The organism is Paraburkholderia terricola (assembly GCF_900142195.1).
GTDB lineage: Bacteria > Pseudomonadota > Gammaproteobacteria > Burkholderiales > Burkholderiaceae > Paraburkholderia > Paraburkholderia terricola.
Map to the genome: position 1 here is coordinate 46,867 of NZ_FRAB01000041.1, position 19,825 is coordinate 66,691.

The following is a 19,825-nucleotide window of genomic DNA, read 5'->3' on the forward strand; positions in this document are numbered from 1 at the left end:
CATGAGCCTCGCCGTTCGTTTCGACGACATCCGTAAAGACTTCGGCCCGGTGCGTGTACTGCACGGCGTGAGTTTCGAGCTGACGCCGGGGCGCATCTACGGTCTGCTCGGCGAGAACGGCGCAGGCAAATCGACGCTGATGAAAATTCTCGCCGGCTATGAAACGGCGACCTCGGGCAGCTTGCTGATCGACGGCCACGCGCAGCGGTTCATCGGCTCGCGCGAGGCGCAAGCGCAAGGCATCGTGCTGATTCACCAGGAGTTCAATCTCGCCGAGCACCTGACCATCGCGCAGAACATGTACCTCGGTCACGAGAAGAAACGCGGCTGGTTCGTCGACGACGCCGCGATGCGTGCCGAGGCGACGCGTTATCTCGCGCAAGTGGGTCTGGAGAAAGCGCCCGACACCAAAGTGCGCGAATTGATCGTCGCGGAAAAGCAGATGGTGGAGATCGCCAAGGCGCTCTCGCGGCGCGCGCGTTTGCTCATCATGGACGAGCCGACCGCCACGCTCACGCCTTCCGAAACCGAACGGCTCTTCACGCTGATGGCGAAGCTCAAGGCCGACGGCGTGACCATCATCTACATCTCGCACAAGCTCGACGAAGTGGAGCGCATCACCGACGAAGTGATCGTGATGCGCGACGGCCGCTTCGTCGCGCGCGGCGCCACGGCGGGGCTCGCGCGGCAGCAGATGGCGAACCTGATGGTGGGGCGCGACGTGTCCGACATGTTCCCCGACAAGCTCACCGTCTCAGCCGATGCGCCGATCGCGCTGCGAGTGCAAGGACTCACGGTGCCGGAGTGGGTGGACGACCTGAGCTTCGACGTGCGCGCCGGCGAAGTGCTGGGCTTTGCGGGCCTCGTCGGCGCGGGCCGCACCGAGGCGTTCGAAGCGATCATCGGTTTGCGCAAGCGCACGGCGGGCCGCATCGAAATCGCCGGCCGCCGCGCCGATCTGTCAAGCCCGCGCGACGCGATGCGCCACGGCCTCACGTATCTCAGCGAGGACCGCAAGGGCAAGGGCCTGCACGTGAACCTGAGCTTGCAGGACAACGTCACGTTGATGACGCTCGAACGTTACGCGCATCCGCTGCTCGATCTGAAGGCGGGCCGCGCGGCGTTGACGAAAGCCGTGAGCGAATTCGGCATTCGCACCGGCGACCTGTCGAGCCGCGCGCGCATGCTCTCCGGCGGCAATCAGCAGAAGCTCGCACTCGCCAAGTTCCTGCAGCCGGACCCGAACGTGATCGTGCTCGACGAGCCGACGCGCGGCGTCGATGTCGGCGCGAAACGCGACATCTATTTCCTGATTCATCGTCTCGCCGCGCAAGGCCGCGCGGTGATCGTCATTTCATCCGAACTGATCGAGCTGATCGGCTTGTGCCACCGCGTCGCCGTGATGCGCGCGGGGCGTCTGCAAGCCACGCTCACGCTCGAACATCTGACCGAAGAGGAGTTGATCGCCCATGCGACCGGCACCCACTGAAGCCGTGCAATCCGGGCGCGCGCTGCGCTTCGCGCATCGACTGTACGCACTCGGGCCGCTGGCCGGGTTGATCGCGCTGTGCATCGTCGGCACGCTGCTCAACCGCGATTTCGCGACGCTCGACAACATGATGAACGTGCTCACGCGCACGTCGTTCATCGGCATCATCGCGGTCGGCATGACCTTCGTGATCATTTCGGGCGGCATCGATCTGTCGGTCGGCTCGATGGCCGCGCTGATCGCGGGCAGCATGATCTGGCTGATGAACGCGCTCGCCGCGGGCCTCGGCGGCCATACCTTCGCGCCGCTCGCGATCGTCACGCTCGGCATCGTATTCGCGCTGCTGCTCGGCGGGTTGTTCGGCTGCGCGCATGGGCTGCTGATCACGAAAGGACGGATCGAGCCGTTCATCGTCACGCTGGGAACGCTGGGTATTTTTCGCGCGGTGCTCACCTGGCTCGCCGACGGCGGCGCGTTGACGCTCGACAACTCGCTCTCCGATCTGTACGGGCCGGTGTATTACGCGAGCCTGTTCGGCGTGCCGGTGCCGATCTGGGTGTTCCTCGTGGTGGCGGCGGGCGGCGCGCTGATTCTCAATCGGACCGCGTTCGGCCGGCACGTGCAGGCGATCGGTTCGAACGAACAGGTCGCGCGCTATGCGGCGATTCGCGTCGATACGGTGAAGATCGTTACCTACGTGCTGCTCGGCATTTGCGTCGGCGTCGCCACGGTGCTCTACGTGCCGCGGCTCGGTTCGGCCACGCCGACCACGGGCCTGCTATGGGAACTCGAGGCGATCGCCTCGGTGGTGGTCGGCGGCACGGCGTTGAAGGGCGGCGAGGGACGTGTGGTCGGCACGGTGATCGGCGCGGTCCTGCTGTCGGTGATCGCGAACATTCTGAATCTGACCAGCATCATCAGCGTGTATCTGAACGCGGCGGTGCAGGGCGTGGTGATTATCTTCGTCGCGTTCGTGCAGCGCGGACGGCGGTAGTCGTGGTGGCTTCAGCGTGACATACAGGCATATTCCAGAACCGGGGCGCACGAACGCCTCAATATAGGAGACACAACCATGAAGCGGATCATTCGAGCGGTCGGCGCCGGCATGCTGGCGTTGGGAGTACTGGGTACGGCGGGCGTGGCCGGTATCGGCACGGCGCGCGCCGCGGAAAAAGTCACGCTGGGCGTCGCGATTCCGACGGCCGATCATGGCTTCACGGGCGGCATCGTCTGGTGGGCGAACAAGGCGAAAGCCGATCTGGAGAAAATGCATCCCGATCTGAAAGTGATCGTGAAAACCGCGGCCGGCTCGCCGGAACAGGCGAACCAGTTGCAGGACCTCGTGACGGTGAACAAGATCAACGCGCTGGTGATTTTCCCGTTCGAATCGGCCTCGCTCACGCAGCCGGTCGCGCAGGTGAAGAAGAAGGGCATCTACGTGACGGTGGTGGACCGTGGCTTGACCGACAAGAGCGCGCAGGACGCCTACGTCGCCGGCGACAACACCGCGTTCGGCAGAATCCCCGCGGAATATCTGGCGAAAGCGCTCGACGGCAAGGGCGACATCGTCGCGCTGCGCGGCATTCCGACGACGCTCGACAACGAGCGCTGGGCCGCGTTCACCGGCGTGCTGAAGGCCTATCCGAACATCAAGATCCTCGATGCCAAGTACGCGAACTGGAATCGCGACGACGCGTTCAAGGTGATGCAGGATTACCTCACGCGCTTCAAGCACATCGACGCGGTGTGGGCCGCCGACGACGACATGGCCGTCGGCGTGATCAAGGCGATCGATCAGGCGAGGCGCAGCGACATCAAGATCGTGTTCGGCGGCGCGGGCTCGAAGGGCATGGTGAAGAACGTGATGGACGGCGCGCCGCTGATCAAGGCCGATGTGTCGTATTCGCCGAAGTTCATCTACGACGCGATCAAGCTCACCGCCGAAGCGCGGCTCAAGGGCGAGAAGCTGCCGGCCACCACCATCATTCCATCGGTGCTGATCACGAAGGAAAACGCGCAACAGTTCTACTTCCCCGACTCGCCGTTCTGAGCGGCGAGCGCGTCGAAGTGTGAGGAACCAGACAATGAAAACCATCCAGGGCCCGGCGATCTTTCTGGCTCAGTTCATGGGCGACGAAGTGCCCTTCGACAGTCTCGCGCATCTGGCGGGATGGGCCGCCAGTCTCGGCTTCAAGGGCATTCAGGTGCCGTGCGACGCGCGCCTGATCGATCTCGAACAGGCGGCGGCGAGTCAGACGTATTGCGACGAACTGCGCGAGACCGCTGAAAACGCGGGCGTGACGATCACCGAATTGTCGACGCATCTGCAAGGGCAACTGGTCGCGGTGCATCCCGCTTACGACGCGTTATTCGACGGCTTCGCCGCGGAACATGTGCGCGGCAATCCCGCCGCGCGCACGCAGTGGGCCGTCGAGCAGATGAAGCTCGCGGCGCAGGCGTCGCGGCGCCTGGGCTTGAACACGCACGTGTCGTTTTCGGGCGCGCTGGCGTGGCCGTATCTGTATCCCTGGCCGCAGCGTCCGGCAGGCTTGATCGAAGCCGCGTTCGACGAACTCGCGCGCCGCTGGTCGCCGATTCTCGATGCGTTCGACGCAGCCGGCGTCGACGTCTGCTATGAACTGCATCCGGGCGAGGACCTGCACGACGGCATCACGTTCGAGCGCTTTCTCGACGCCGTGAAGCAACACCCGCGCGCCAACATTCTCTACGACCCGAGCCATTTCGTTCTGCAGCAACTGGATTACCTGGCGTTCATCGACATCTATCACGAGCGCATCAAGGCGTTTCATGTGAAGGACGCGGAGTTTCGCCCGAACGGCAAGCAGGGCGTGTATGGCGGATACAGCGGCTGGGTCGAGCGCGCGGGCCGCTTCAGATCGCTCGGCGACGGCCAGATCGATTTCGGCGCGATCTTCTCGAAGATGGCGCAATACGATTTTCCGGGCTGGGCGGTGCTCGAGTGGGAGTGCGCGCTGAAGCATCCCCACGACGGCGCGCGTGAAGGCGCGGAGTTCATCCGGCGGCACATCATCCGCGTGGCCGAGCATGCCTTCGACGACTTCGCGGGCAGCGGCGTGGATGCGGCGCAATTGAAGCGCGTGCTCGGCATCCGCTAGCGATTCAACCGGACTGCAAGCGATCACCAGGAGCGGGAGCGATGCCATATAGAAGGCTCAGGTTGGGCATGGTCGGCGGCGGGCAGGGCGCGTTTATCGGCGCGGTGCATCGGATCGCGGCGCGGCTCGATGACCGGTTCGAACTGGTCGCCGGCGCGTTGTCGTCCGATCCGCGGCGCGCGCAAGCAAGCGCCGCCGAGGCCGGGATCGCGCGCAGCTATGCGGACTGGAACGAGATGGCGCGCGCCGAAGCCGCGCGCGACGACGGGATCGACGCCGTCGCGATCGTCACGCCGAATCACCTGCATGCGCCGGTTGCAACGGCTTTTCTCGAAGCGGGCATCCACGTGGTGTGCGACAAGCCGCTGGCGATTTCGCTGGCCGAAGGCGAGGCGTTGGCGAGGCTCGCTCGCGAGAAGAACAAGCTGTTCGCATTGACGCATACGTATTCCGGTTATCCGCTCGTGCGTCACGCGCGCGAACTGATCGAACGCGGCGAACTGGGCGAACTGCGCGTCGTGCAAGTGGAATACGCGCAGGACTGGTTGGCCGAGCCGATAGAAACGAGCGGGGCGAACAAGCAGGCCGGCTGGCGCACGGACCCCGCGTTGGCGGGGCCGGCCGGCTGTCTCGGCGATATCGGCACGCATGCGTATCATCTCGCCGCGTTCGTCACCGGCATGACGCCCTCCGCGTTATCCGCCGAATTGCATACCTTCGTGCCCGGACGCCGCATCGACGATCACGTGCAGGCGATGCTGCGCTATTCGAACGGCGCACGCGGCATGCTGTGGGCGAGCCAGGTGGCGAGCGGCGCGGAAAATGCGTTGCGCCTGCGCGTGTATGGAACGAAGGCGAGCCTCGTCTTCGATCAGGAGCACCCCAACGCATTGTGGTTCACGCCCCTCGGCGGTTCCGCTGAGCGCCTGACGCGAGCGCGCGTGACCAGCGCGATCGCGGCGCACGCGACACGCGTGCCGCCGGGGCATCCCGAAGGTTATCTGGAAGCGTTCGCGCAGTTGTACAAGGACGCGGCGTTACAGATCGAAGCGTTGGACGAAGGCCGCCCGCTGCCTGCTGAAAGCCTGCTGCTGACGACGGTGGAAGATGGCGTGGCCGGCTTGCGTTTCATCGACGCGGTGCTGGCAAGCAGTGCGGCGGATGGGCAGTGGCGCGAAATCGGCGCAACTTGAAAGAGACGGAGCGGCCGGTCGCGAAGTGTTGAAACTATCGCCTCGCCGTTCAACCGCCCTTGCTTTTCTTGATCTGCTCTTCGAACGCGATATCGAGCTTGCTGGCCTTGCGCGGTTTGGGTGGACCGTAAGCGTCGACGAATTTGACGAAGTCGTCGAGCGTGAGCGGATCGGAGACTTTCTTGTCAGCGCCGCCCGATTTGTCGACCAGATAGAACAGGCCGCCCGACAGGCTGATCGCGGCGAACCGCGGATTGCCGCTGCGCGTTTTCAACCGTTCGACAGCGTGGATGGCTCGAGTGGTGCGCATGATGGGGGACCGTTGATCGGGGAAAGACCACTACTTTAACAATTTCGCGCGGGCGGGGCGGGGGCCCCACGTCATCGCTTCACCGCTTCATCGCTTCACCGCGGCTTGCAGCTTGCGGCGGAATTTACGCCGCAACCAATCCGCCCAATCCTCCAGCACCGTATAGACCACCGGCACCACCACCAGCGTCAAGATCGACGACGTAATCACCCCGCCGATCACGGTCTGCCCGAGCGGCCCGCGTTGCTCGCCGCCTTCGCCGAGCGCGGCGGCGAGCGGCAGCATGCCGAAGATCATCGCCAGCGTGGTCATCAGAATCGGCCGCAGACGCACGCGCGCCGCTTCGAGCAGCGCCTCGCGCCGCTCCATCTTGCGGCCCTTGCCCGATGCGTCGAGCAGCGTGCCGCGCCGCGCCTGATTGGCGAAGTCCACCAGCAGGATCGCGTTCTTGGTGACGAGCCCCATCAACATCACGAAGCCGATGATCGAGAACATGTTCAGCGTGCTGCCGAACAGCAGCAGCGCGATCAACACCCCGATCAGCGTGAGCGGCAGCGACGCCATGATCGCGAGCGGCTGCGCGAAGCTCGCGAACTGCGACGCGAGAATCATATAGATGAAGATCACCGCGAGCGCCAACGCCTCCACCGCATACACGAACGACTCGTTCATGCTCTTGGTCGAGCCTTCGAAACGGTAGTGATAGCCCGCCGGCAGATGCATCGCGTCGAGCGTCCTCGCAATGTCCGAAGCGACGTCGCCGGGCGAGCGGCCGTTCACGTTCGCCGACAGCATCACCTCGCGTTGCAGGTCGCGCCGGTTCAACACATCCGGGCCGGTCGTCGTGACGATGTCCGCGATCTGCCGCAGCGGCACCAGCACCGGCGCGCCGTTGGCGTCGGTGCGGTTGGTGGCGATCATCAGCTTCGCGAGATCGTCCACATCCTGGCGGTGCGCGCGCGGCAGGCGCACGCTCACGTCGTAGTCCTGGTCGTCGGGCGCGCGCCAGGTGCTGATCGCGTCGCCGGAGAGCAGCGGCCGCAATGCGGTGCCGATGTCGGCCACGCCCACGCCGAGGTCGGACGCCAGTTCGCGCTTCACGTTGATCGCGACGATCGGCTTGTCCGCCTTCAGGCTCGAATCGAGGTCGACCAGCCCGGCGATCTTCGCCATTCGCGCCTGGGCCGCTTCGGAAAGCCGGCGCAGTTCATCGATGTTCTCGCCCTGCAAACTCAACTGGATCGCCTTCGTGCTGCCCGCGCCGTCCGGCACGCCGATCTCGGTGACCGATACGCCCGCCACCGAGGCGAGCCGCGCGCGAAACACCTGGTTCAATTCGACCATGCCGCGCGTGCGCTCGCGCCGCTCCTTGAGCCGCACGGTGATGAGCGCGGTGTTCTTGCCCTGCGTGTTGCCGGAGTTGACCGTCGCGTAGGTGAAGCGCACTTCGGGATAGGCGGCGAGAATCGCCTGCACCTGTTTGACTTTCTCCGAGGTGGCTTCGAGCGAGGTGCCCACCGGCGTGTTCAAGCCGATCTGCGTTTCGGAGAAGTCCGCATTCGGCACGAACTCGGTGCCGACGAACGGCACCAGAAACAGGCTGCCGAAAAACGTCGCCGCGGCCACGATCAGCGTGAGCGCGCGATGTCTGAGCGACCAGCCGAGCAGGCGTTGATAGAAGGTCGTGAGTTGATCGATCCGCGAGTCGAACAGGTGCAGGCAACGCTCGATGAAGCGGCCATAGCGGTAGCCTTTGCGGCCCGTGTCCGCGTCGTGCAGATCGGGGTCCGGCCAGATCGACGAGAGCATCGGATCGAGCGTGAACGACACGAACATCGAGATCAGCACGGCGGCGGCCACCGTGATGCCGAACTGATGGAAGAAGCGGCCGATGATGCCGCCCATGAAGCCCACCGGCAAAAACACCGCGACGATCGAAAAGGTGGTGGCCAGCACGGCGAGCGCGATTTCCTTGGTGCCGTCGAGCGCGGCCGTGCGATGGTCCGCGCCGAGCTGCACGTGGCGCACGATGTTTTCGCGCACCACGATCGCGTCGTCGATCAACAGGCCCACGCACAGCGATAGCGCCATCAGCGTGATCACGTTGATCGTGAAGCCGCATGCGTACATCACCGCGAAGGTGCCGATCAGCGCGATCGGCAGCGTGAGGCCGGTAATCACCGTGCTGCGCCACGAGCCGAGGAACAGGAACACGATCAGCACCGTGAGCAACGCGCCTTCGAGCAAGGTGCGCTTCACTTCGTTCACGCTTTCCTCGATGTTGATCGACGAGTCGTCGGTGATGCTGAGCTTCACGCCCGGCGGCAATTGCGGCTGCAGGCGCGCGACTTCCGCGCCCACGCCCTGCGCGACCTCCACCGTGTTCTCGCCCTGCGCCTTGACGACCGACAGGAACAACGCGCGCTGCCCGTTGAGCAGACCCATGCTGTCCGGTTCCTGCTGACCGTCGACCACGTCGGCGACCTGATCGAGCGTGACCGGCTGCGTGGCGGACGACGCCGTTGGAATCGCCGACTGCGCGCCGCGCCGCGCGACGATGATCCGCTTGAAGTCGTCCGGCTTCTCGAAGCGGCCCTTGACCTGCACCGTCTGCTCGACCTGGCTCGACGTGAGCGGCCCGGCGGGAATCTCCTGATTCTCGTTCTGCACCGCGCGGATCACCTGATCGACGCCGATCGAGAGCGCCTGCAGCTTCTGCGGATTCACGTCGATCCGCACTTGCCGCTTGACGCCGCCCACCAGCGACACCGAGCCGACGCCGCGCACGGTTTCGAGCCGCTTCCTCACGATCTGATCGGCGACGGTGGTGAGCTCGCGCGTGGAGAGCGACGCGCCCGGCGCGTTCGATACGGCCACCGTGACGATCGGCATATCCGCCGGGTCGTAGCGCAATACGCGCGGCTCCTTCACGCCGTCGCGCAGATCGGGGCGGATCAGCGCGATCTTGTCGCGCACGTCCTGCGCGGCCTGCACCGCGTCCACCGCGAGATCGAACTGCACGATCACCACCGACTGCGCGTCATACGAGCGCGAGGTGATCTGCTCGATGCCGCTGATCGTGTTGACCGCTTCCTCGATCTTGCGCGTGACGTCCGACTCGACCGATTCCGGCGACGCGCCCGGATACGCGGTCTGCACCACCACGACCGGAAACGTGATGTCGGGAAACTGGTCGACCTTCAGCCGCTGATACGAAAACAGACCGATGACGACAAACGCCATCATCATCATCGTGGCGAGCACCGGGTTGCCGATGCTGATGCGCGTGAACCACATGGGCGAGGGCTCCGGTCAGCGCGGGCTGCTGGCGCCCGAAGCGCCGGCCGCTGGCGGCGCGGTTTGCGCCGGCAGAGCAGGTTTAGCGGGCTGCACCACGCGCACGGTGCTGCCGATGCGCAACGAGCCGAGATTGTTCTTCACGATCTGCTGGCCGACCGCCAACGGCCCGCCGACGATTTCGGTCCACGCGGCGCCTTCGCCATCGTTGCTCACGCCGCTCACGCCGGTCCGCACCGGCTGCTCGACCAGCTTGCCGTCGATGAGCGCATAGACGCTGCGGCGCGCGCCGTCGGTGCGCACGGCGGTGACGGGCACCACCAGCGCATTCGGCCGGCTGCCGACCGCGATCGTGCCGGTGCCGAACATGCCGACCCGCAGCGTGCCCGACGGATTGGCGACCTGCACGTACACCATGATCGAGCGCGAGCCGGCCTGCGCGGCGGGATTGATGCGCGTGATCGCGCCTTGCACGGGCGTCTCGATGCCGTCGAAAGCGATCCGCACCGGCTGGCCGATCCGCACGCGGCCGATCTCGCCGACCGGCACCGGCGCCTCGAGTTCGAGCGTGCGCAGATCGACCACGTCGAACAGCTTGGTGTCGACGGCGACTTTCTCGCCGGGCTCGACCGAGCGCGTGGCGATCTGCCCGTCGAGCGGCGAGCGCACCACGGTATCGGCCAGCGAGAGATTCGACGACGCCAGCGCCGCCCGCGCCGCATCCAGATTCGCGCGGGCGATCTCGTACTGGCTTTGCGCGGTGTCGAACGCGTTCTTCGAGATGAAGCCTTTTTCGACCAGCACGCGATTGTTGTCGAGCGTCTGCCTGGCGATGTCGAGCTGGCCGGCCATCGCCGCCATCTGGCCGCGGCTTTGCTCGGCTCGGGCCACGTAATCGCGGGCGTCGATCTTCGCGAGAATCTGGCCGGTCTTGACCGCGTCGCCCTCGCGCACCAACACTTCCAGCGCGGAGCCGGCCACCTTGGATTTGACCGCTGCCTGAGTGACGGCGCGCAGCGAGCCGGTCAGCGGCAGCGTTTCGGAGAGCGTGCGGCGGCTCACCGTGGTGAGATCGTCGGGGGCGAATTCGACGACGGATGAGACCGTGGCGGTGGCGGCGGGCGCGCCGCGCTTCCTGATGGCCTGGACGATCGCGATCACGAGGATCACGACGGCCACGGCGGCGGCGATGAGAATGCGTTTTCTGGTTCTAAGCATGCGCGATGGGACGGACTTCACGGACTGGCGGTGCGCGGCGGCCTTTTGCCTGTCGGCAAAGGCGCCGCGCGCTCGCACGGAATCGGCAAATCAGCCTGAGCCCGCGTTCACCGCAAGCCGGCCGGCAGCATGGTACACCGTGCCTCGCGCGGCGCCCGTTCACTGGCTCAAATAGACGAACTTGCCGTTCCTGATCGCGCCCATCACGCTGGCGCGCTGGTCCAGCCCGACGTGGTCCTTGGCGCTCGTGCTGACCACGCCGTTCGGCACGACCAGTTCATGCGCGCGTTCGAGTTCGTCGCGCAAGGCGATGCGAAAAGCCGGCGTGCCCGGTTGCGCGGTTTTCAACGCCCGCGCCACCGCGTCCTGAAGGCGCGGATAAACGCCCGCCGCGTCGCCCGCGAATTGCGTCACGCTGCCCGGGCCGTACTTCGCCTCGTACTCGTTGGCGAAGGCGAGCGCCGCCTTCTTCGCCGGATGGTCGGCCGGCAAGGTGCGCGCAACGACCACCGGCTGGGTCGGAAACAGCGTGCCTTCGACGTCCTTGCCGCCCAGCTTGATGAACTCGGGCGTGGCGATGCCGTGCGTCTGATAGATCGGCCCCTTGAAGCCGCGCTCGATCAGCGTGCGCTGCGGCAGCACGGTCGGCGTGCCCGCGCCGGCGATCAGGATCGCGTCGGGTTTGGCGGCCATCAGCTTGAGGACCTGGCCGGTGACGCTCGCGTCGGTGCGGTTATAGCGCTCGGTGGCGACCAGTTGGATGTGGCGCAGCGCGGCGAACTTGCTGAACTCGTTGAGCCAGCTTTCGCCGTAGCCGTCCGCGAAACCGATGAAGCCCACCGTTTTCACGTTGTGGTTCGACATGTAGCGCGTCATCACGTCGGCCATCGCGCTGTCGGTCTGCGCCATCTTGTAGGCCCACACCTTCTTGCCTTCCTGCGGTTCGACCACGCTCGCCGAGCCGATCAGCGTGATCATCGGCGTCTGGTTTTCGGCGACCGCGTCGAGCGCGGCCATTGCCGCCGGCGTGATGTTCGGACCGACGATCACGTCCACGTGATCTTCGTTGATCAGCTTGCGGATGTTGCGCACGGCGGCGCCGGGGTCGGAGGCGTCGTCGAGGAAAATGTAGTCGGCTTTCTGGCCGGCGATCGTGGCCGGCCACATCAGCATCGCATTCTTGCTGGTGATGCCGATCACGGCGGCCGGACCGGTGCTCGACAGATCGATGCCGACCTTGAGGTCCGCGTGGGCGGCGGTGGCGAGCAGCAGCGCGCCGAGCGCGGCGAGGCCGCGAAGTTTTTTCTTATACGACGTCATCGAAAGGTCTCCGTAGCGGGAAGCGTGCGAGGTCAAAGTTCGTAGGTTTCGTGTTCGCCTTTTAGCGCCTGTTCGATCAGCTTGCGGTTCATGCTCGGCGACAACAGTTCGACGAGCGTATACACATAGCTGCGCAGGTACGCGCCCTGTTTCAGCGCGACCCGCGTGACGTTGCTGCCGAACAGGTGGCCGACCGGCATCGCGCGCAAATGGCGGTCGCGCTCGGCGTTGAAGGCGATATCCGCCATGATGCCGACGCCCAGACCCAGTTCCACGTAGGTCTTGATCACATCGGCGTCGATGGCTTCCAGCACGATGTCGGGATGCAGCGCGCGCAGACGGAACGCCTCGTTGATCTTGGTGCGGCCCGCGAACGCGTTGTCATACGTAATCAGCGGATACTGGGTCAGATCATCCAGCGACAAAAGTTTGCGGTCGAGCAGCGGATGATCCGGCTGCATCACGGCGACGTGGTGCCACTGGAAGCAGGGCAGCGAGACCAGTTCCTTATAGTTGGCGACGGCCTCGGTGGCGATCGCGAGGTCGGCCTGGTCGTGAATCACCATCTCGGCCACCTGGGTCGGGCTGCCTTGCAGAATTGAAAGGTGAACCTTGGGGAAGCGCTTCTTGAATTCGGCGATGGCGGCCGGAAGTGAGTAGCGCGCCTGGGTGTGGGTGGCGGCGATCACGAGGTTGCCCTGGTCCTGCGCCGCGTAATCCTTACCGACCCGCTTGAGGCTCTCGACTTCCTGCAGGATTTTCTCGACCGACTGCAGGATAATGCGCCCCGGCTCGGTGAGCGAGCGCACGCGCTTGCCGTGGCGGGTGAAGATTTCCACGCCCAGCTCGTCTTCCAGCTCGATGATCGCCTTGGAGACGCCGGGCTGGCTTGTATACAGTGCCTTGGCCGCTTCGGTCAGATTGAAGTTCTGCCGCACAGCCTCGCGGACGAAGCGGAATTGATGCAGGTTCATATAACCCCTCCGCATATCAAAAGAATTTTTTAGTCGTTTGAAATATAAGGCGAGTTTATTACGATCTGTCCATCTTTTTCAATATGGATATCTGTATTTGTTATAAGCAAATGAGAGATGGGTCTAAACCCTGACGCTCGCTTGCTGACAAACGGAAATTCAGGACGCGGCGGAACCGGACCGTCGTGTGTCACGCAAAAATATTGGGGTCCCCGAATGTACCAATACGATCAGTACGACCAGACCATCGTCGATGAACGGGTCGCGCAGTACGCCGATCAGGTTCGCCGCCGCTTGTCGGGCGAATTGAGCGAAGAGGAGTTTCGTCCGCTGCGTCTGCAGAACGGCCTGTACTATCAGCGCCACGCCTACATGCACCGCATCGCGATTCCGTACGGCAATCTGCGCAGCGACCAGATGCGCGTGCTGGCCCAGATCGCGCGTGAACATGACCGCGGCTACGGCCATTTCTCGACGCGCTCGAACATCCAGTACAACTGGATCAAGCTCGAGGAAACGCCGGAAATCCTGCGCAAGCTCGCCGCGGTGCAGATGCACGGCATTCAGACCTCGGGCAACTGCATCCGCAACATCACGGCGGATCAGTTCGCCGGCGTCGCACCGGACGAAGTGGTCGATCCGCGTCCGTGGGCGGAAATCCTGCGCCAATGGTCGACGTTCCATCCTGAGTTCGCGTGGTTGCCGCGCAAGTTCAAGATCGCCGTCTCGGGTTCGCGGGAAGACCGCGCCGCCGTGCAGGTTCACGATCTCGGCGTGTATCTGAGGAAAAACGCGCAGGGCGAACTGGTGGCCGACATTCTGGCCGGCGGCGGCCTGGGCCGCACGCCGATCGTCGGCGCGATCATCCGCCGCGATTTGCCCTGGCAGCATCTGCTGACGTACTGCGAAGCCGTGCTGCGCGTGTACAACCGCTATGGCCGCCGCGACAACATGTACAAGGCGCGCATCAAGATTCTCGTGAAGGCGCTGTCGCCGGAAAAATTCTCGGCGCAGGTCGAGGAAGAATGGCAACACCTGAAGGACGGTCCTTCCACGCTCACGCAAGCGGAAGTGGACCGCGTGTCGCAATACTTCCAGCCGCCCGTCTACGAAAAGCTGCCGGACACCGACGCGTCGTTCGAAAAACACCTGCTGGAAAACCGCGCGTTCGCGCGCTGGGTGGAGCGCAACGTGCGTCCGCACAAGGTCGAGGGTTATGCGTCGGTGACGCTGTCGCTCAAGCCGACCACGATCGCTCCGGGCGATGCCACCGACACGCAAATGGAAGCGGTCGCCGATTGGGCCGACGAATATTCGTTCGGCGAAATCCGCGTGTCGCACGAACAGAACCTGATTCTCGCGAACGTGAAGAAGCGCGACCTGTTCGCGCTGTGGGAAAAAGCCAAGGCGCAAGGTTTCGCGACGCCGAACATCGGCTTGCTGACCGACATCATCGCGTGCCCCGGCGGCGATTTCTGCTCGCTCGCGAACGCGAAGTCGATTCCGATCGCGCTGGCGATCCAGGAACGTTTCAACGATCTCGACTACGTGTACGACCTGGGCGACGTCTCGCTGAACATCTCGGGCTGCATCAACGCTTGCGGTCACCACCACGTCGGCAACATCGGCATTCTGGGCGTCGATAAGGACGGCTCGGAGTGGTATCAGGTGACGCTCGGCGGCGAGCAGGGCACGGGCGCCACCGGCGCGCACCTCGGCCGCGTGATCGGCCCGTCGTTCTCGGCGGAAGAAATGCCGGACGTGATGAGCAAGGTGATCGATACGTTCGTCGAGAACCGCCACGAAGGCGAGCGCTTCATCGAAACGTACAACCGCATCGGCATCACCCCGTTCAAGGAACGCGTGTACGCGTCGCGTCAACCGGCTCACGCGTAACCGCGCAAAGGATACTGAACAGATGGCTTCTATCATCAAGAACCGCGCAATCGTCAACGATGACTGGACGGTGGTGCGCGCCGCTGAAGACGGCACGCTGCCGGCGGTGAACGCATTGCCCGCCGGCAAGGTGCTGGTGCCGCTCGCGTTGTGGCAGGCGGAGCGCGACGCGCTGAGCGCTTCGCGCGGCGCGGCTGAAATCGGCGTATGGCTTGCGCCGGACAGCGAACCGGCGGACATCGCCGGCGACTTCGACAAGATCGCGCTGATCGGCGTGGACTTCCCGGTGTTCCGCGATGGCCGCGGCTACAGCATCGGCCGCCTGTTGCGCGAACGTCATGGCTACAAGGGCGAGTTGCGCGCGATCGGCGACGTGCTGCGCGATCAGCTCACGTTCATGTTCCGCTGCGGCTTCGATGCGTATGCGCTGCGCGCGGACAAGGACCTCGACGACGCGTTGAAGGCATTCGACGAATTCAGCGTGCAGTACCAGGGCGCGGTCGACAATCCGTCGCCGCTGTTTCGCCGCCGTGGCGCCGATGCGTCGGCCGCCGCCGCTACGCAAAAGGTCCCGGCATGAGCACCGCGCAATCGCTCACGCCGGAACTCGCCGCGAAGGTCGAGCGCCTCGATGCGCTGCTCGATTCGATCGCCGCGCGCCACGCGAACGTGAAGCTCGCCAGCAGCCTCGCCGCCGAGGACATGCTGCTCACGCACGCGATTCTGTCGCGTGGCGTGAAGATCGGCATCTTCTCGCTGAACACGGGCCGTTTGCATGCGGAAACGCTTGGCATGCTCGATCGCGTGAAAGAGCGCTATGGCTACGAGATCGAACAGTTTCATCCGCAAGCCGCCGCAGTCGAGGAATACGTGAACTCGCACGGTTTGAACGCGTTTTACGAAAGCGTCGACCTGCGCAAGCGCTGCTGTGAAATCCGCAAGGTCGAGCCGCTGAACCGCGCGCTCTCGGACGTCAGCGCATGGGTCACGGGCCAGCGTCGCGAGCAGTCGGTGACGCGTGCGGAGTTGCACGAGGAAGAGCACGACGCGGCGCGCAACATCGCCAAGTTCAATCCGTTGACGGACTGGACGGAAGCCGACGTGTGGGCTTATCTGAAAGCGTTCGACGTGCCGGTCAATCCGCTGCATGCGCGCGGTTATCCGAGCATCGGTTGCGAGCCTTGCACGCGTGCGATCCGTCCCGGCGAGGACAGCCGGGCAGGGCGCTGGTGGTGGGAGTCGCGCGACACGAAGGAATGCGGACTGCACATCACGACGATCACGCCGATTCCCGTTGGCAGCAGCGAGAACGCTTCGGCATAAAGCATTCAGGCGCTCCAGGCCCTGGTTTTGGGTTTGGGCGCCGCAGATACCGATTTGAATACTTCCGCTTCGGCGAGCAACCGCTCGGTCAAGCGAATCAACGAAGGACCCAAACATGAGCAGCACGCTCGATTCCACTATCAACGCTCCGCTTGCCAATACGGCGAACCGGATGGATCACCTCGATTGGCTCGAAGCCGAGTCGATTCACATCCTGCGCGAACTGGTCGCTGAATGCAGCAAGCCCGCGCTGCTGTTCTCGGGCGGCAAGGATTCGGTCGTGGTGCTGCACCTCGCGCTGAAGGCCTTCGGCATCGGCGCGAACCGCAAGACCGTGCTGCCGTTCCCGCTCGTGCATATCGACACCGGTCACAACTACGACGAAGTGATCGACTTCCGCGATCGTCGCGCGGCGGAAATCGGCGCGGAACTGGTGGTGGGTCACGTCGAGGATTCGATCAAGCGCGGCACGGTGCGTCTGCGCCGCGAAACGGATTCGCGCAACGCCGCGCAAGCCGTCACGCTGCTCGAAACCATCGAACAGCACGGCTATACCGCGCTGATCGGCGGCGCGCGCCGCGACGAGGAAAAGGCCCGTGCGAAAGAGCGGATCTTCTCGTTCCGCGACGAATTCGGCCAATGGGACCCGAAGGCGCAGCGCCCGGAATTGTGGAGCCTCTACAACGCGCGCCTGCACAACGGCGAACACCTGCGCGTGTTCCCGATCTCGAACTGGACCGAACTCGATGTGTGGCAGTACATCGCTCGCGAACAGCTCGAATTGCCGTCGATCTATTACGCGCATCAGCGCGAGATCGTGCGCCGCAACGGCTTGCTCGTGCCGGTCACGCCGCTCACGCCGATGCGTGAGGGCGAGACCAGCGAAACCGCGCTGGTGCGTTTTCGTACCGTCGGCGACATTAGCTGCACGTGCCCGGTGGAAAGCGATGCCGACGATCTCGAGAAGATCATCGCCGAAACGGCCGTGACCGAAATCACGGAACGCGGCGCGACGCGGATGGACGATCAGGTTTCCGAAGCCGCGATGGAACAGCGTAAGAAGCAAGGTTATTTCTAAGCACACGAGGATAAGGCAATCATGAGCGGTATTCATCAACCAGAAGACCTCGGCGTGCTGCGTTTCATCACCGCGGGCAGCGTCGACGACGGCAAGAGCACGTTGATCGGGCGCCTGCTGTACGACAGCAAGGCTGTCTTGAGCGACCAGCTTTCGGCGCTGTCGCGCGCGAAGAACAAGCGTACCGTCGGCGACGAAATCGATCTGTCGCTGCTGACCGACGGCCTCGAAGCCGAACGCGAGCAGGGCATCACGATCGACGTCGCGTACCGTTACTTCGCCACTGCGAAGCGCAAGTTCATCATCGCCGATACGCCGGGCCACGAGCAGTACACGCGCAACATGGTGACGGGCGCATCGACCGCGCACGCGGCGATCATCCTGGTCGACGCGACGCGCGTGACCTTCGTCGACGGCGTGGCGCAGTTGCTGCCGCAAACCAAGCGTCATAGCGCGCTCGTCAAACTGCTCGGCTTGCAGCATGCGATCGTCGCGATCAACAAGATGGATCTGGTCGACTACAGCGAGACGCGCTTCAACGAGATTCGCGACGCGTATGTCGAACTCGCGCGTCAACTGGGTCTGAACGACGTGCGCTTCGTGCCGGTGTCGGCGCTCAAGGGCGACAACATCGTGACGGCGAGCGAAAGCATGCCGTGGTATGCGGGCGAGCCGCTGCTGGATTTGCTCGAAGCGTTGCCGGTCGAGATTCCGACGGGCCAGGCGCTGCGTTTCCCGGTGCAATGGGTCGCGCGTCAGGACGGCAGCCAGGCCGACGATTTCCGCGGCTACATGGGCCGTGTCGAAGCGGGCGAAGTGAAGGTCGGCGACACCATCGTCGTGCTGCCGGCGAACCGTGAAGCCACGGTGGCCGAGATCATTGCGCCGGTGGTGGGCGGAACCGCTCAAGTGGACCGCGCGTTTGCCGGTCAAACGGTCACGATCCGTCTGGCCGAGGACGTCGACGTGTCGCGCGGCGATACCTTCGTGCTGCGCGAAGCCGCGCCCGAGCCGGCGAAGAAGCTGGAAGCCGACCTGTGCTGGTTCGACGACACGCCGCTGTCGACGCAGCGCAAGTATCTGTTGAAGCAGACCACCAATACGGTGTTCGCGCGCATCGGCGCGATCAAGGAAGTGCTCGACGTGCATACGCTGTCGCAGGCGACCGACCGCAAGGAACTGGCGATGAACGACATCGGCCGCGTCGCGCTGACGTTGCAAAAACCGCTGGTGTGCGATGTGTACGACACGCATCAGGGCACGGGCGCATTCGTGCTGATCGACGAAGCGACGCATCACACGGTCGCGGCCGGGATGATCCGTGCGTTTTCGGCGTAACAGGCGCATGGCGCGTTGCCATGCACCGTGGACGCCCTAACGAACAGGTTGATGCAAATGGGTAAGGTTTATCTGATCGGCGCGGGGCCGGGTGCCGCGGACCTGATTACGGTGCGCGGCGCGCGGCTGCTCGGCGCCGCTGACATCGTGCTGCATGACGCGCTGGTCGAGCCTGCGATGCTCGACTATGCGCCTTCCCACGCGCGGCGGATTGCGGTGGGCAAGCGCTGCGGGCAGTTGTCGACGGCGCAGCAGTTCATCAACAAGCAGATCGTGGATGCCGCTTTGGAGCACGACGTTGTGGTGCGTCTGAAGGGCGGCGATCCGATGTTGTTCGGACGCGCCGACGAAGAGATGCGGGCGCTGGAAGCGGCGGGCATCGAATACGAGGTGGTGCCTGGGATTACCGCCGCGCTGGCGAGTGCGGCTTCGTTGAAGCGGTCGCTGACGCTGCGGGGTGTGTCGCGCAGTGTTGCGTTGGCTACTTTTAGCCGGGCGCCGGGGTCTGCGGAGATTCGCGAGCAGGTGAATGCCGATTCGCTCGTGTTTTATATGGGCCGGGATAGTGGGGTTGAGATTGCGCAGCAGTTGATTGATGCTGGGAAGCCGGTTTCCACGCCCGTGGCGATTGTCGAGGCTTGCAGCACCGAGCGGGAGCGGACGCTGACTTTGACGCTCGAGGCGCTTGCTGCTGGGGAGGCGCAGCGGTGGGTTGATGCTTCGCAGCCTAGTTTGTTGATGATCGGGGAGGCGTTTGCTGCCCGGCAGCGGGGTGTTGTTCGGTTTGTGGATGGGATTTTGGTTGCTGCGTAGGGGGTGGTTTTTTGCTTGGTCGGCGGGTTGTTTTGTTGTTTTGGCCTTTGCTTGATTTGTTAGTGGTCTATTAGCGTTGCCCCTGTGCGGGGCGGCACCTACTTTTCTTTGCCGGCCTGTACAGACCGGAGACATAGCTGACAGGTGTGCGAGGACATGGTTGACACTTCCGGGTACGAAAACGCCCGGTCCCGACCATGCCCTGGAACGCAAGAGACACCATGAGCCTCAGACAGGAATTTGTTCATCTGGCCAGTCAGCGCACGCTCACGATCACCGAACTGTGCGAGCGCTTTAACATCAGCCGGCAGACCGGCTACAAATGGCTCAGACGTGGCGAGGACGCGCTGGCGGATCAGTCGCGGCGCCCTGCCAGCAGTCCCTCGAAGACCACCGTTGAGATGGAGCAGGAGGTGGTGCGCCTGCGTCAGGCACACCC

The 19,825-nt window shown here is 64.3% G+C and carries 17 protein-coding genes; 12 read left to right on the forward strand and 5 right to left on the reverse strand.

Going from position 1 to position 19,825, the window contains the following annotated elements; all coding sequences use genetic code 11:
* Position 1 precedes the first annotated feature (1 nt).
* The 5 genes from BUE39_RS26615 to BUE39_RS26635 all read left to right on the forward strand — a co-directional run bounded on the left by BUE39_RS26615 (position 2) and on the right by BUE39_RS26635 (position 5,819).
* The gene (locus tag BUE39_RS26615; protein ID WP_073431696.1) at positions 2-1,489 is read left to right on the forward strand and encodes a sugar ABC transporter ATP-binding protein; all 1,488 of its coding nucleotides are present in this window, start codon (positions 2-4) and stop codon (positions 1,487-1,489) included.
* Positions 1,470-2,483 (forward strand): ABC transporter permease, encoded by a 1,014-nt coding sequence (locus BUE39_RS26620; protein ID WP_073431697.1) that lies wholly within the window; start codon positions 1,470-1,472, stop codon positions 2,481-2,483. The genes BUE39_RS26615 and BUE39_RS26620 overlap by 20 nt, the downstream gene beginning before the upstream one ends.
* Positions 2,484-2,561: 78 nt before the next feature.
* Positions 2,562-3,539, forward strand: coding sequence for a substrate-binding domain-containing protein (locus BUE39_RS26625; RefSeq protein WP_073431698.1), 978 nt, complete (start codon positions 2,562-2,564; stop codon positions 3,537-3,539).
* Positions 3,540-3,573: 34 nt separating this feature from the next.
* Positions 3,574-4,626, forward strand: a complete 1,053-nt coding sequence (locus tag BUE39_RS26630; protein WP_073431699.1) for a sugar phosphate isomerase/epimerase family protein — start codon at positions 3,574-3,576, stop codon at positions 4,624-4,626.
* Between the two features lie 41 nt (positions 4,627-4,667).
* Positions 4,668-5,819, forward strand: a complete 1,152-nt coding sequence (locus BUE39_RS26635; protein ID WP_073431700.1) for a Gfo/Idh/MocA family protein — start codon at positions 4,668-4,670, stop codon at positions 5,817-5,819.
* A gap of 49 nt (positions 5,820-5,868) precedes the next feature.
* On the opposite strand, the gene BUE39_RS26640 is transcribed toward BUE39_RS26635, so the two are convergent.
* The 5 genes from BUE39_RS26640 to BUE39_RS26660 all read right to left on the reverse strand — a co-directional run bounded on the left by BUE39_RS26640 (position 5,869) and on the right by BUE39_RS26660 (position 12,938).
* On the reverse strand, positions 5,869-6,129 hold the full coding sequence (locus BUE39_RS26640; protein WP_073431701.1) for a hypothetical protein: 261 nt from the start codon (positions 6,127-6,129) through the stop codon (positions 5,869-5,871).
* 87 nt (positions 6,130-6,216) lie between these two features.
* Positions 6,217-9,426 (reverse strand): efflux RND transporter permease subunit, encoded by a 3,210-nt coding sequence (locus BUE39_RS26645; RefSeq protein ID WP_073431702.1) that lies wholly within the window; start codon positions 9,424-9,426, stop codon positions 6,217-6,219.
* A 15-nt stretch (positions 9,427-9,441) separates the two neighbouring features.
* On the reverse strand, positions 9,442-10,644 hold the full coding sequence (locus BUE39_RS26650; RefSeq protein ID WP_073431712.1) for an efflux RND transporter periplasmic adaptor subunit: 1,203 nt from the start codon (positions 10,642-10,644) through the stop codon (positions 9,442-9,444).
* A gap of 159 nt (positions 10,645-10,803) precedes the next feature.
* Positions 10,804-11,964 (reverse strand): ABC transporter substrate-binding protein, encoded by a 1,161-nt coding sequence (locus BUE39_RS26655; protein WP_073431703.1) that lies wholly within the window; start codon positions 11,962-11,964, stop codon positions 10,804-10,806.
* A 32-nt stretch (positions 11,965-11,996) separates the two neighbouring features.
* Positions 11,997-12,938 (reverse strand): CysB family HTH-type transcriptional regulator, encoded by a 942-nt coding sequence (locus BUE39_RS26660; RefSeq protein ID WP_073431704.1) that lies wholly within the window; start codon positions 12,936-12,938, stop codon positions 11,997-11,999.
* 216 nt (positions 12,939-13,154) lie between these two features.
* Here BUE39_RS26660 and BUE39_RS26665 point away from each other — a divergent pair, with 216 nt between their 5' ends.
* The 7 genes from BUE39_RS26665 to BUE39_RS26695 all read left to right on the forward strand — a co-directional run.
* Entirely contained in the window at positions 13,155-14,834 is a 1,680-nt protein-coding gene (locus BUE39_RS26665; protein ID WP_073431705.1) for a nitrite/sulfite reductase, read from the forward strand.
* A gap of 22 nt (positions 14,835-14,856) precedes the next feature.
* Positions 14,857-15,414: a DUF934 domain-containing protein gene (locus BUE39_RS26670; protein ID WP_073431706.1), complete on the forward strand. Its 558-nt coding sequence runs from the start codon at positions 14,857-14,859 to the stop codon at positions 15,412-15,414.
* Positions 15,411-16,157 (forward strand): phosphoadenylyl-sulfate reductase, encoded by a 747-nt coding sequence (locus tag BUE39_RS26675; RefSeq protein WP_073431707.1) that lies wholly within the window; start codon positions 15,411-15,413, stop codon positions 16,155-16,157. The genes BUE39_RS26670 and BUE39_RS26675 overlap by 4 nt, the downstream gene beginning before the upstream one ends.
* A 115-nt stretch (positions 16,158-16,272) precedes the next feature.
* Positions 16,273-17,235, forward strand: coding sequence for a sulfate adenylyltransferase subunit CysD (cysD, locus tag BUE39_RS26680; protein WP_073431708.1), 963 nt, complete (start codon positions 16,273-16,275; stop codon positions 17,233-17,235).
* Positions 17,236-17,256: 21 nt separating this feature from the next.
* Positions 17,257-18,573, forward strand: coding sequence for a sulfate adenylyltransferase subunit 1 (locus BUE39_RS26685; RefSeq protein ID WP_073431709.1), 1,317 nt, complete (start codon positions 17,257-17,259; stop codon positions 18,571-18,573).
* 57 nt (positions 18,574-18,630) lie between these two features.
* Positions 18,631-19,386 (forward strand): uroporphyrinogen-III C-methyltransferase, encoded by a 756-nt coding sequence (gene cobA, locus BUE39_RS26690; protein WP_073431713.1) that lies wholly within the window; start codon positions 18,631-18,633, stop codon positions 19,384-19,386.
* Between the two features lie 221 nt (positions 19,387-19,607).
* Positions 19,608-19,825: helix-turn-helix domain-containing protein (locus BUE39_RS26695; RefSeq protein WP_159442599.1), on the forward strand; the 218-nt coding region annotated here is incomplete at its 3' end.

Bases quoted from the DNA above. Each gene is read 5' to 3' on its own strand.
- BUE39_RS26615 (WP_073431696.1), top strand. From the start codon at position 2: ATGAGCCTCGCCGTTCGTTTCGACGACATCCGTAAAGACTTCGGCCCG.
- BUE39_RS26620 (WP_073431697.1), top strand. From the start codon at position 1,470: ATGCGACCGGCACCCACTGAAGCCGTGCAATCCGGGCGCGCGCTGCGC.
- BUE39_RS26625 (WP_073431698.1), top strand. From the start codon at position 2,562: ATGAAGCGGATCATTCGAGCGGTCGGCGCCGGCATGCTGGCGTTGGGA.
- BUE39_RS26630 (WP_073431699.1), top strand. From the start codon at position 3,574: ATGAAAACCATCCAGGGCCCGGCGATCTTTCTGGCTCAGTTCATGGGC.
- BUE39_RS26635 (WP_073431700.1), top strand. From the start codon at position 4,668: ATGCCATATAGAAGGCTCAGGTTGGGCATGGTCGGCGGCGGGCAGGGC.
- BUE39_RS26640 (WP_073431701.1), bottom strand. From the start codon at position 6,129: ATGCGCACCACTCGAGCCATCCACGCTGTCGAACGGTTGAAAACGCGC.
- BUE39_RS26645 (WP_073431702.1), bottom strand. From the start codon at position 9,426: ATGTGGTTCACGCGCATCAGCATCGGCAACCCGGTGCTCGCCACGATG.
- BUE39_RS26650 (WP_073431712.1), bottom strand. From the start codon at position 10,644: ATGCTTAGAACCAGAAAACGCATTCTCATCGCCGCCGCCGTGGCCGTC.
- BUE39_RS26655 (WP_073431703.1), bottom strand. From the start codon at position 11,964: ATGACGTCGTATAAGAAAAAACTTCGCGGCCTCGCCGCGCTCGGCGCG.
- BUE39_RS26660 (WP_073431704.1), bottom strand. From the start codon at position 12,938: ATGAACCTGCATCAATTCCGCTTCGTCCGCGAGGCTGTGCGGCAGAAC.
- BUE39_RS26665 (WP_073431705.1), top strand. From the start codon at position 13,155: ATGTACCAATACGATCAGTACGACCAGACCATCGTCGATGAACGGGTC.
- BUE39_RS26670 (WP_073431706.1), top strand. From the start codon at position 14,857: ATGGCTTCTATCATCAAGAACCGCGCAATCGTCAACGATGACTGGACG.
- BUE39_RS26675 (WP_073431707.1), top strand. From the start codon at position 15,411: ATGAGCACCGCGCAATCGCTCACGCCGGAACTCGCCGCGAAGGTCGAG.
- cysD (WP_073431708.1), top strand. From the start codon at position 16,273: ATGAGCAGCACGCTCGATTCCACTATCAACGCTCCGCTTGCCAATACG.
- BUE39_RS26685 (WP_073431709.1), top strand. From the start codon at position 17,257: ATGAGCGGTATTCATCAACCAGAAGACCTCGGCGTGCTGCGTTTCATC.
- cobA (WP_073431713.1), top strand. From the start codon at position 18,631: ATGGGTAAGGTTTATCTGATCGGCGCGGGGCCGGGTGCCGCGGACCTG.